Genomic DNA, 12,038 nt, shown 5'->3' with positions numbered 1-12,038 from the left:
AAAAAGGGAGTCGCTGTAAAAGCGAAACCATAAGCCGCCGTTACCGCAGCAATGGATATGTACGCAGGCAACCAATTTCACACAGGGCTTCCTGTGACGCCCCGCATCACCGTCGCGCACGGCTCAATTAACGCGTCGTCAGTGGAACGCAGAGCGTCCCTGGCGGCATTCCTTTGCTGCGCGTGGGAACGATCAAACCCAATCTGTCGCATCGACCGGTTGAATTCACAATCAGGAGCGGCCCTTCGTGACATGCAAAAATCGGCCTTGGCAGTTGGTCGCAGGTGCTAACTGAATAAAATACGACCCAGGCAACGCGAGAGTCACTGGGTCTGGTTCGTCGGATAGAGACCGGCAAGCCGCGCTATCACCACGCCAACGTAGAAGACCCCTGAAAACTCCTCGACCATCACCAGTGAGCGGGCGTGGTTGGTCAACGGGAGCACATCACCGAAACCTGTGGTCGTGAGCGTCGTGAGGCTGAAATAGATCAGTTTGAAGAAAGTGCCGGGCTGTTCGAAGTCGAGGTGCGCAGGGCCGAATGAGCCAGCGCTGGAGATCTCGACCAGGGCATAGACGAAGGACCAGACGAAGGCCAGCATGATGTAACCCGCCAGCGCGCCATGCAGCTTGTCGGCTGTAATGGGTCCGCGCTTGAGGATATAGCGAAGCACTCCGGTGAACGAGACGGCAAGAGACGCCGCATACACTATCCCGGCAACGAAAAGAATCGCGATACTTCCGGCCCACAACGCGGACCATTGAAGACCAACCCCAAGCAACGCCAGGCCCAGTTTGAGGATGAACCCCCGCCGAGTCTGCCTGGTGGCGAAAGCGCCCACGAGCAGCACGATTGAAAACAGAGTGCCGAGCAACGTGCGAGCAACTATGCCGTCCTCAAGAAAGGGAAACAGGAGGATCAATCCTAGTAGGAGCAGCAATAGATAGGTACAGGGTCCTCGCCCTATCACCATCTGACCTAAATCCTCGTCGGATTCGCCTTTATCTTGCGGATTCGTCATAGATGTTTCCCATAGACCGAAGCAACGCTTGGGGCCTGTCGCTGCACGGTGGAAATCTGACCTGGCGTTAGAAGCGTCGAAAGTGAAATTCTAGTCGCGAATGCCTGTGAGTGGAGTCAGCCTGACAGCTATGGGTTGATGCCTGCGGCTCGACAGGACTCGCCATTCAATCCCCGGCAATCTTGTCATTTGCCAAGGCTTAGGGCAGGGTCGATACCAATGACATCTCTGCCAAAGGAGTCACTTCATGTCAAAGCTATATCCCAGTATCGATCCTGAGGGGCTGGTCGAGTACTCAGTGGTCTACACCGACCGCTCGCTCAACCACATGTCGCAGTCGTTTCAAGGCGTGATGAAGAACATTTCCAAGACCCTGAAACAGGTCTACAACGCCCAGGCTGTTGCGGTGGTCCCGGGCAGCGGCACATTCGGCATGGAGGCGGTGGCGCGACAGTTTGCCACCGACCAGCAGTGCCTGGTGATACGCAATGGCTGGTTCAGTTATCGCTGGAGCCAGATCCTTGAGATGGGCAACATCCCGGCAGCCACCACGGTGCTCAAAGCCCGACCGGTCGAGACGGGTCGCCAGGCTGCCTACGCCCCACCCCCTCTGGACGAAGTGCTGGCAGCCATTGCGGCGCAAAAGCCGCAGATTGTCTTCGCCCCCCACGTTGAAACCTCATCCGGGATTATCCTGCCCGACGAGTACCTGCGGGCCGTCGGCGACGCCGTGCACGCGGTGGGTGGCCTATTCGTGCTGGACTGCATCGCCTCTGGCACGCTTTGGGTCGATATGCACAAATGCGCCGTCGACCTGCTGATCAGCGCACCGCAGAAAGGCTGGAGCGCGTCCCCTTGCTGCGCCCTGGTGATGTTCAGTTCCCTGGCCCTCGAGCGCATCGAGCAAACGCAAAGCAGCAGCTTCGCCTGCGACCTGAAAAAGTGGCTGCAGATCATGCAGGCCTACGAACAGGGTGGACATGCCTACCATGCAACCATGCCCTGCGACTCCCTGGCGCGATTCAACGAAGTGATGAAAGAGACGCAAGCCTACGGTTTCGACAAGGTCCGCGACGAACAACAGGCGCTGGGCGATCGGGTGCGCGCCATGCTGACCGGCAAAGGCATCAAGAGCGTGGCCGCCGCCGGCTTCCAGGCCCCTGGCGTCGTGGTGAGCTACACCGATGATGCCGACATCAAGAGCGGCAGGAAATTTGCCAACCACGGCCTGCAGATCGCCGCCGGAGTGCCGTTGCAATGCGACGAGCCGGCCGACTTCCAGACCTTCCGCATCGGTCTGTTCGGACTCGAAAAGCTGAACAATATCGAGCGCACGGTCAACATCCTCGAGCAAGCACTGGACGAAGTGATCGTTAACTAAGCCCTCAACTTGCCTGCAGCATTGACCGATTTTGTGAATGCCAGGCAGTCATCCTGCCCTGGGCCCTGCCGGCCCAGGGCGCTGATTTTCGCCCCATATGACGCTGTGACCCTGGGCAAAAATCGGCCAAAAGCAGTCGTTGAACATCTTGAGTCACTCGACTCTAAAAACCATTACCCTGGCTCCGAACCCTCAGCAGTGCTGGTAAGCCTTAATATTCACTCTTCTGAGTTACACACAACTACTTACCCGTTTGAGCTGCGCAAGTGCATGCCCCCAGGAGAGTTGGTTAATCCGATTGCTACTAAGCCTTAGTACTTATCGTGATTAGCTTCGGTGGAAAGTTCCGATACAACAGCAATACTTCACTCTGCTGAAAAAAAACCAGTCTAGCGTGGGGTAATAAGTCATGAATGCAGGTGACAGCGACGCGAAGGATTCTCGACTTTCGTTATTCACGCGATGCCTTCGCCAGCCATTACTGCACTTTTTAATCGCCGGCTTTGCACTCTTTATGCTGTTCGCAGGGTTACATCGCTCCACCGTCAACCAAGACCCCCAACGCATTGAAATTACCCCGGACGTTGTTCAGCGCATCGCAATCTCGTGGTTGGCACGATGGCAGCGCCCCGCATCGGAGCAACAGTTGCAGGGCCTGATTGATCAATATGTGAAAGAGGAAATCCTCTATCGCGAAGCATTGAAACTTGGCCTGGATAAAGACGACACCATCATTCGCCGTAGATTGGCGCAAAAAATGGATTTCCTCGCCGAGGATGTAGCGTCGCTTCGTGAACCGGCACCCGGCGAACTTGAGACTTGGTACAACCAACATCAGGTCCAATATGCCCCGCCGCCATTGGCCACCTTTCATCATTTGTTTTTCGCCTTGGACCAACGCGGCGCAGATGCGCAGACCCAGGCTCAGGCCGCGTTAAGCAGGCTGACTGACAAGAACAGTGGAGAAGGCGATGCGTTCATGTTTAAAAACGCCTACACCGAACAATCCCAGGATCAGGTGGCGCGAGTATTTGGTTCAAAGTTCGCCACTTCATTGTTCAAGCAAACGCCGGGGCGGTGGGTGGGGCCTCTAGAGTCTGGTTTTGGCTGGCATCTGGTATGGATAGATGCGCTGGCAAGACCACCGGCATTGCCCTTCGAAACCGTAGCCCAGCAGGTCACGTCCGATTGGATGTCCGAGCAACGCAGCGAATCGAAACGAGCAAGTTTCGATGCGCTGAAAGCGCGCTATGAGGTCGTGGTGACCATGCCGGCTTCCACGGGTGCGATTGTCGCCACACAAACGGAGCGGCCGTGATGAGGCGCACAGCCTGGCTGCTGTTGCTGCTCTGGTTCACGGGGCTGACGGCCATGGCCCACGAGTCGCGCCCCGCATACCTGGAACTCAACGAAACGGCCGTCGGGCGCTACGACGTACTGTGGCGTACGCCGGTGCTTTCAGGCATGCGATTGCCCATTGCGCTCCGGTTTGCCGAAGGTATGCGCACCGTCGTTGAACCCATGGAAAGCGAACTGAACGATTCACTGATCGAGCGCCGGGTCATTGATGCCGGCCCTGCAGAACTGGCAGGGCAACGTATTGAATTCATCGGCCTGCAAGCGAGCATCACGGATGTGCTGGTGCGTGTCTCGCGCCTGGACGGCAGCCTGACGACCACCCTCGTCCATCCCTCACAACCCTGGATAGAGATCGCTGCCACGCCGGGAGCGCACTCGGTGGCCGGAGCGTTTTTGGTCCACGGCATCCAACACATACTGGGCGGTTTCGATCACTTGCTGTTCGTCTTCGGCCTTCTACTGTTGGTGAGTAACGGCTGGATGCTCGTGAAAACCATCACCGCGTTTACCCTCGCCCACTCCATCACCCTGGCGCTCGCAGCATTGGGTGCGGTGCGGCTTCCCGGCCCGCCTGTGGAAGCGACCATTGCGCTGAGCATTCTGTTGCTGGCAATGGAAATCGCCCGCAAGAACCGTGGTGAAGTCAGTTTCACCGTTCAATGGCCATGGGTCGTGGCGTTCTGTTTTGGCCTGTTGCATGGCTTCGGTTTCGCCGGTGCGCTGGCGGATATCGGCTTGCCGAAGCACGACCTGCCGCTGGCGCTGTTCACCTTCAACGTGGGCGTCGAGATCGGTCAACTGATGTTCGTCGCCGTGGTATTGAGCCTTCGCGCATTGTTGTTGCGTTGTCGACTGCCAGCGCCCGCACGGCTGTATGCCCGACCGATTGCCTCTTATGGGCTGGGTACGCTGGCTGCCTTTTGGTTTTTTGAACGAGTCTCAAGCTTCTGGTCCTGAGTTGCCCCCTGCCACTGTCGTATACCGGAGACGTGGAATATGACCCTCCCAACACACTTCACCGCGCAGTCACTGTTTGGTTGCGCCGTACTTGCCGTCAGCACGCTGTCATTGGCAGAGGGCAACCCGGATCGCGAGGTTTACTTTGGCCAGACGCACTCGCACAGTTCCTGGTCGATCGATGCCTACCTGATCGGCAACCATCAGGTCGATCCCGAACAAGCCTACCAATTCTCACTTGGGATGCCGGTCAAGCATCCGATGGGGTTTGAAGTGCAGCTCAAGGGCCGACCGCTGGATTTCCATGGGGTGACCGATCATTCGGAATATGTGGGCGTGATCGCCCTGGCCAACGATCCGAAATCAGACTTCAGCAAACTGCCCATCGCGCAAAAGCTGATTGTCAAAACCCCGGAAGATTTCAACCGGGTGTTCAAATGGATCGCCGGCAGCTTGAGCCATCCGATCAAGGAGCTGATTGATCCGAAGGTTGCGGGCAACATCTGGCAGCAGAACATCGCCATCGCTGACAAGTACAACAAGCCCGGCCAATTCACCACGTTTGTCGCGTATGAATGGACCTCGGCCCCCAACAATCAAAATATGCACCGTAATGTGTTTTTCCGCGACTCGAAGAAGGTGCCGGACCTGCCCTTTACGGCGCTGGACTCGGATAAGCCGGAGGACTTATGGACCTGGATGGACGATCAACGCAAAAAGGGCAACGAGGTACTGGCGATCTCCCACAATGCCAACCTCAGTAACGGCCTGATGTTTCCGGTGGACGTCGATGAGCGTGGTCGCCCCATTGATGCCGCCTGGGCGCAGACGCGGATGCGCAATGAATCCCTCACCGAAATCCACCAGGTAAAAGGTACCTCCGAAACCCACCCCGAGCTGTCGCCGACCGACGAATTCGCCAATTATGAAATCATGAGTTTCCTGCTTGGCATGGACAACAGCACATCGAAAATCAATGGCAGTTACATCCGGCAAGCCTGGCAAAACGGCATGGCCTTAGAGGAAGCCCGCGGCTACAACCCCTATAAAATGGGGGTGGTCGGGGCCAGCGACTCGCACAACGGGGTGATCCCCTATTCGCAGGACAACAACTTCGGCTCCCACGGTTTCACCGACAGCACCCCGCAAGCGCGTATTTCCGGCAAACAGAACTCGGGGATGGTGGCCTTGCAGACCAGCACGTCCGGTTTAGCCGGCGTGTGGGCTGAAGAAAACACCCGTGAATCGATCTTCGATGCCATGAAGCGTAAAGAAGTCTACGGCACCAGCGGCGTGCGCATCCCGGTGCGCCTGTTTGGTGGCTGGGGCTTCGACAGCAGTTTGTGGAACGAAAAAGACTGGGTGCATGCCGCTTACGCCAAGGGCGTTCCCATGGGCGGCGACTTGCCGGCAAAACCGGGCAAACAAGCACCCTCCTTCGTGGTGTGGGCGGTCAAGGATGCCGACGATGGCAACCTCGACCGAATCCAGATCATCAAGGGCTGGACCAAAAACGGCCAGACCTTCGAGAAGATCCATGACGTCGCTTGGTCAGGTGATCGCCAACCGGACCAGGCTACCGGCAAGATCCCGCCGGTGGGCTCCACGGTCGATGTGTCCAAGGCTACTTACACCAACACCATTGGTGCCACCGAGCTGAAGAAAGTCTGGGTCGATCCGGATTTCGATCCGACCCAGCACGCGTTCTACTACGCCCGCGTGCTACAGATCCCGACCCCACGCTGGAGCACCTATGACGCGGCCAAGTTACAAGTGCCGCCGCCGGCCGACGTCTCGGCCACTGTCCAGGAACGCGCGTGGACCTCGCCGATCTGGTACACGCCGACGACTGAGGACAGCAAGGCTATCGCCGGCGGAAAAACCATCGACCAGCTGAAGACCGAAGGTGCCAAGGCACTCACCAACGAGCAGTTGCAAGCCTACGTGGTGGGCAAGACCATCAAGGTGCGCAACACGGTCACTGGCCAGACGTTCGAGATCGTCTATGGCACCGACGGCCAACGCCTGATCACCAGCGTCGATGGTAAGCCGCCTGCGGAAGGGGAATACCTGAACATGCTACATGACGGCCAGTTTGGCGTGCCGGCCAAGTATGAAGTCAAGGACGGGCATCTGCTGACAACACTTGACGGCACACCCTTCGAGGCCACGGTATTCGAGCAAAACGGCAAATATATGGCGGCTCGCAGCAACGAGTTCGGTTATGTGAATTATGAGGTCGATGAGGTCAAGTAGCGGCCGAGGCCCGCACCGATGTTTTGTGTTGAACAGATCGACCCATTGCTTCTTCAGATTGTCTTAAGGCTGGGCAGGCAGGTTACTGGCTCTTTCGAAGCATCAATCTGTCGAGGCCACCATGACACGCCACTCAACGCCACAGCACTACGGACAACTGTCGATCACCCTGCACTGGCTAATGCTGCTGTTGTTTGTCGGTGTATACGCTTGTATCGAAATCAAGGGGTTGATGCCGCGCGGTGGCCATTTGAGGAGCTTTTTTCTGGGGCTGCATGGATTGTTCGGCCTGAGCATCTTCGCCCTCGTCTGGGTTCGTCTGCTCGCACGCCGTCTTGCGCCGCGCCCGCCTATCGCACCGGCTTTGCCCGCCTGGCAAACCGGCATGTCACACTTGATGCATTCGATGCTGTACATATTGATGATCGCCACACCCCTATTGGCTTGGCTGCTGCTATCGGCAGAAGGCAAACCGATGCCCTATTTCGGTTTTTTCCTGCCCTCGCCAATAGAAGTTGATCCGTCATTGGCCAAGCAGTTCAAGCACTGGCACGAACTGCTTGGGAGCACCGGTTATTGGTTGATCGGACTGCACGCGGCGACCGGGTTGATTCATCATTACTGGGTGGGTGACAACACGTTGATCCGCATCCTGCCCAGACGTTGATTCAGCGCCAATCCAGATAGCGAAACAGCTCCTCTTCCTGATCAAAATGCATTCGCACAAGCGTATCCAGCCGAATCAACTGGTGCTGAATCTCATCTGCCGATGCCGTTTCGGGGGCGGCACAGAAGTCACGGCTCATGCGCGCCAGCAGATGGATCAGGCGAAAAATCTCCCGGTGTGCGTGGCTCATGGCTGACATGGGATCCTCGCCCGGCATGCTTTGCGTCAGTTGCGGATACAGTGTGTTTTCGTCTTCACGTTCATGGCGTGCCAGGGTTGTTTGCAGCTTGTTGACCAGCGCCTGCAAATCCGACTGTGCTTGTGCCAATGGACGCCGGGCAAAATCAATGGCCAGTTGATGCAGGTCGCTGAGTACTGAAGACAATGCCTTGTGCTCGTCCTGCAGGTGATCGATCTGTTGCGCTGCCAACTTTTGTTGGCGCACTCCGCGCAGTGGCCCCAATGCACGCAAGGCGTTGATGATGATCGCCACATCGATGCCCTCTTGCACCACGGCACCGATAAGCGGCGGCAGATAACCCAAGGCCGCCACCACCATGGCCAGCAACGACATGCCCATGCCGACCAGCACACCCTGGCGGGCGATGTGACGGGTTTGGCGGGCAATGTCCAATGCCTCCACCAGACGATCGAGACGGTCTACCAGCAGCACCACACCCGCGGCTTGTGCAGAAGCCGTGGCACCACTGGCCCCCATGGCCACGCCGACGTTGGCCGCCGCCAACGCGGGGGCATCATTGATGCCATCGCCGACCATCAAGGTACTGGCGCGCAAACACCCTTCCTGCACCGCTCGCACCTTGTCCTCCGGGATCAGCCCTGCTCGCAGCTCGTCAATCCCGGCGGACAGCGCAACCATTTCGGCGGTTTCCAGGCGATCGCCAGTGAGCATGACGATCCTCTCTATGCCCCGGGCGCGCAGGCGGCGCAGGGTTTGTGGTGTTTCTCGACGCACGTTGTCCGAAAACACCAGCAGGCCGGCAAGTTCTCCATCCACGTCAATAAAGCTTCCACTGCACGCCAGGTAATCCATATGGCGCAACATGGCTGCACCCCAATCGGATGCAGGTGCGTCGGCATGAGCAAAAGACAACGTGCCGAAACGCACCCGCCTGCCATCGACCACCCCGCAAAGGCCGGCGCCCGGACTCTCATCCACCTGTCGGGGGATGCTCAGAGGCAATTGACGCTGGTGCGCGGCGTCGACAATGGCCTGGCAGATGGGGTGCGTCGAGGCCTGCGCCAGCGAAGCGGCCAGGCCAAGCAAACCCAGGGGGTCGGCAAGTCCATTGACCTCGATTGATTGCAGACGGGCATGGCCGCTGGTCAGTGTTCCGGTCTTGTCGAGAAACACCTGTTTGACACCGGCCAACGCCTCCAGGGTCGCGCCGTCCTTGATCAGTATTCCGCGCCGCGCCGCCCTCGAAATACCTGACATGATCGAAATCGGTACTGCCAGTATCAACGGACACGGCGTGGCCACCACCAATACCGCCAGCGCTCGCAAGGGATCGCCACTCAGTTGCCAGGCCGCTGCGGCAATCAGCAAGGTCAACGGGATGAAGAACAACGCATAACGGTCGGCCAAGCGCACGAATGGCGCGCGTGAACGTCGCGCCTCCTCGGCCAGCCGAACGATCCCGGCATAGGTGCTCTGTGCGGCCGTTCGCGTGGCGCTCAGCAGGAGGGGTGCACCGACATTGGAAACACCACTGTGCAGTTGCTCGCCTTCTCGACGAGTGACGGGCAACGATTCGCCGCTGAGTGCCGATTCATCCAGTTCGGCGGTGGGGCTCAGCAGGCGCCCGTCGACCGGTACCACCTCCCCCAGGCGCACCAGCAATGTTTGATTGGGCTGGATCTGTTCTACGGGGATCTCGCGCAACCCGCCCGCCTCCTGCAACCAGGCAAAACGTGGCGCCCGGTCGATGAGGGCACGAAGCTCACGTTCGGCGCGTTGGCTGGTAAAAAACTCCAGGGTACGTCCGCTTGCGAGCATCAAGGCAATCACCGCTGCCACCAGTGTCTGCGCAAAGGCCAGGGCGGCGGTGATCGACAGCAACGCGATCATGTCTACACCGGCCTCGCGCCGGGCCAGACGCCTGACGATCTCGACCAACAGTACCAAGGCCATCACCACGCTTCCTGCGGCCCAGCACATCGACGCCCAGTCCGGTCTTTGCCAAAGGTGTGCAACACCCCCCGCCAGCAGCGTCAGGGCGCTGAGCAGGAGCAGCGCGGGATCCAGCCATTTACTGAACATGGAGGTGATTTCCTCGAAGGGCAATTCACGTTGTCGAAGCAAAAACGCCCGTGGCCCATTGAGGTAAAGCTTAGGTCTCGATTGTCTATCGTGTCCGTTTTGGTTGATGGACAGAGGCCTTGGCCAGTGACGAGGTGACAGCGGTATCGGAGCAAACCGTTTTTGCCCTCTTTCTGATTTATATCAAGCGAGTTTTGGGCATTCCCATGGACATTAGAGTCAGCGTTCGCACCATCGCATGGGGTGAATGACGCTGGCTTTGAAAGGTCAGCGCCGGGTTGATTTTTTCAGGGCGGACGGGTGTACGGACTGTTTTGAGCCTGCCCTTTAACCAAGAGGAGTCGTGAAAAATGAGCAATTCCGTGAAAAAAATGCCGATCCAGACCGAAGACAAATCAAGCCAGCATCCAGCGACCTCAGACTTTTGGCGGCCCCTGGAAAAACTGCGGCAACAGGTCGATCACCTGTTCGACGAGTTCAACCGCGGTTCAGGGCTATCGCCCTTCAGCCGTGGGTTGTTTGATGTCGAGCCCTTCTGGCGGCGCGAACTGAGCGGCCATGGCCTGCCTGCCGTGGACATCACCGAGAAAGACAAGAGCTTCGAAATCACTGCCGAACTCCCCGGCATGGATCAAAAGAACATCGAGCTCAAACTGTCCAACGGCAACCTGATCATCAAGGGGGAAAAGAAAGAGGACAAGGAAGAGAAAAGTAAGGGCTATCATCTTAGCGAACGTCACTATGGTTCCTTCGAGCGCACGTTCAGCCTGCCCAAAGGGGTCGATGCCGAGAAGATCGAAGCGAGTTTCAGCAAAGGCGTGCTGAGCATCTCGTTGCCGAAAAAGCCCGAAGCCATGAAGGCCGACAAGGTCGTGCCGATCAAGGCCGATTGACCGCGTAGCTGCCCCCCTGCCGGGAAACCGGCCGGGGGGTTGTTCTTCGGTCGCTTGACCACGACCCTTATACGCCAGTGCATCAGGATTGGCGTAAGCTGAGCGTGAATACACCTTCATCCGGCGGTTGCCTCCGAGGTCACGGTACATGCGCTTTCTTTTCGAAGTTTCAGGTAAGGCGCATTTCATATCCCGCCTCCAAGGAGCCGCTGCATGCTGACCCTGCCCCCGCTTCTTTTTGCCCTCAAAGGCACTGAAATCTACGCCGGCCGCGTCGCTCAACGGCTTGGTTGCCAACTGGCACGCCACGAAGAGCGTGACTACGAAGACGGCGAACATAAATGCCGCCCGCTGGATCCGGTTAGCGGTCGTGACGTCGTGGTGTTCCATTCCTTGTATGGGGATGGCCAACAGAGCGCAAACGATAAGCTGTGTCGCTTGCTGTTCTTCTGCGGTGCGCTCAAGGATGCCGACGCTCGTCATGTGCAAGTGGTGACGCCCTACTTGTGCTACGGGCGCAAGGATCGCCGCAACCAGCCTCAGGACCCGACCATAACGCGTTATGTAGCCGCCCTTATTGAAGCCAGTGGCGTGGATCGCCTGATCGCCCTGGACGTGCACAATCCGGCAGCGTTTGACAACGCCTTCCGCATTCCAACCAGGAACCTGCAGTGCACCGAATTGTTCGCCGGGCATTTCGCCGGGCTGGTCGGCGACGCCGAAGTGGTTGCGGTCTCCCCCGACTCAGGGGGTAGCAAACGCGCCGAGCAGTTTCGACAAGCCCTGGAACGGCAACTGGGGCGTCCGGTTGGCAGTGCCCTGATGGAAAAGCACCGCGATCACGCCACGCTGACGGGCACTCTGTTGATCGGTGAAGTCTCAGGCAAGACAGCCATTGTTTTCGACGACCTGATCAGCACGGGAGAAACGCTGACGCATGCCGGCCTCGCCTGCCAAACGGCGGGTGCCGCCCGACTGTTCGCAGCCGCTACCCATGGTTTGTTTACCGCAGGCAGTCGGCTGTTCGACCGGCCTCTTTTTGAACACATTGCGATCGCTGACTCCGTGCCGCCGTTTCGCCTGCCGCCTGACTGTGCCACGCGTCACCTGCAGATACTCGACAGCACGGCCCTGACCGCCGCCTTGCTGGCGGAAAATGATGCTTTTGATCCTGCCTGAGCATTTGCCCGCCCCACCAGGCGAGCGGAACCCCGAGACG

9 protein-coding genes are annotated in these 12,038 nt (G+C 58.3%); 7 read left to right on the top strand and 2 right to left on the bottom strand.

What is annotated here, in order from left to right:
* Window positions 1–323 precede the first annotated feature (323 nt).
* The gene (locus AC1Q8Q_RS24940; protein ID WP_168757582.1) at window positions 324–1,022 is read right to left on the bottom strand and encodes a two pore domain potassium channel family protein; all 699 of its coding nucleotides are present in this window, start codon (window positions 1,020–1,022) and stop codon (window positions 324–326) included.
* Window positions 1,023–1,269: 247 nt separating this feature from the next.
* Here AC1Q8Q_RS24940 and AC1Q8Q_RS24935 point away from each other — a divergent pair, with 247 nt between their 5' ends.
* The 5 genes from AC1Q8Q_RS24935 to AC1Q8Q_RS24915 all read left to right on the top strand — a co-directional run bounded on the left by AC1Q8Q_RS24935 (window position 1,270) and on the right by AC1Q8Q_RS24915 (window position 7,642).
* Window positions 1,270–2,403 (top strand): aminotransferase class V-fold PLP-dependent enzyme, encoded by a 1,134-nt coding sequence (locus AC1Q8Q_RS24935; RefSeq protein WP_492615635.1) that lies wholly within the window; start codon window positions 1,270–1,272, stop codon window positions 2,401–2,403.
* A gap of 409 nt (window positions 2,404–2,812) precedes the next feature.
* On the top strand, window positions 2,813–3,721 hold the full coding sequence (locus AC1Q8Q_RS24930; protein ID WP_492615634.1) for a peptidyl-prolyl cis-trans isomerase: 909 nt from the start codon (window positions 2,813–2,815) through the stop codon (window positions 3,719–3,721).
* The gene (locus tag AC1Q8Q_RS24925) at window positions 3,721–4,719 is read left to right on the top strand and encodes a HupE/UreJ family protein (RefSeq protein WP_492615633.1); all 999 of its coding nucleotides are present in this window, start codon (window positions 3,721–3,723) and stop codon (window positions 4,717–4,719) included. The genes AC1Q8Q_RS24930 and AC1Q8Q_RS24925 overlap by 1 nt, the downstream gene beginning before the upstream one ends.
* A gap of 39 nt (window positions 4,720–4,758) precedes the next feature.
* Window positions 4,759–6,975, top strand: a complete 2,217-nt coding sequence (locus AC1Q8Q_RS24920; protein WP_492615632.1) for a DUF3604 domain-containing protein — start codon at window positions 4,759–4,761, stop codon at window positions 6,973–6,975.
* 121 nt (window positions 6,976–7,096) lie between these two features.
* Window positions 7,097–7,642, top strand: a complete 546-nt coding sequence (locus AC1Q8Q_RS24915) for a cytochrome b (protein WP_492615631.1) — start codon at window positions 7,097–7,099, stop codon at window positions 7,640–7,642.
* A 1-nt stretch (window position 7,643) separates the two neighbouring features.
* Here the strand turns inward: AC1Q8Q_RS24915 and AC1Q8Q_RS24910 are convergent, their stop codons facing one another.
* Window positions 7,644–9,926: a heavy metal translocating P-type ATPase gene (locus AC1Q8Q_RS24910; RefSeq protein ID WP_492615630.1), complete on the bottom strand. Its 2,283-nt coding sequence runs from the start codon at window positions 9,924–9,926 to the stop codon at window positions 7,644–7,646.
* 350 nt (window positions 9,927–10,276) lie between these two features.
* On the opposite strand from AC1Q8Q_RS24910, the gene AC1Q8Q_RS24905 reads away from it, so the two are divergent.
* Together AC1Q8Q_RS24905 and AC1Q8Q_RS24900 are read left to right on the top strand one after the other, a co-directional pair.
* Window positions 10,277–10,819: an Hsp20/alpha crystallin family protein gene (locus AC1Q8Q_RS24905; RefSeq protein WP_020800305.1), complete on the top strand. Its 543-nt coding sequence runs from the start codon at window positions 10,277–10,279 to the stop codon at window positions 10,817–10,819.
* 213 nt (window positions 10,820–11,032) lie between these two features.
* On the top strand, window positions 11,033–11,998 hold the full coding sequence (locus tag AC1Q8Q_RS24900; RefSeq protein WP_492615629.1) for a ribose-phosphate diphosphokinase: 966 nt from the start codon (window positions 11,033–11,035) through the stop codon (window positions 11,996–11,998).
* Window positions 11,999–12,038 lie beyond the last annotated feature (40 nt).

It is taken from the genome of Pseudomonas sp. GW823-FHT06B06 (assembly GCF_058795195.1).
This window is presented reverse-complemented; position numbering and strand designations above follow the sequence as displayed.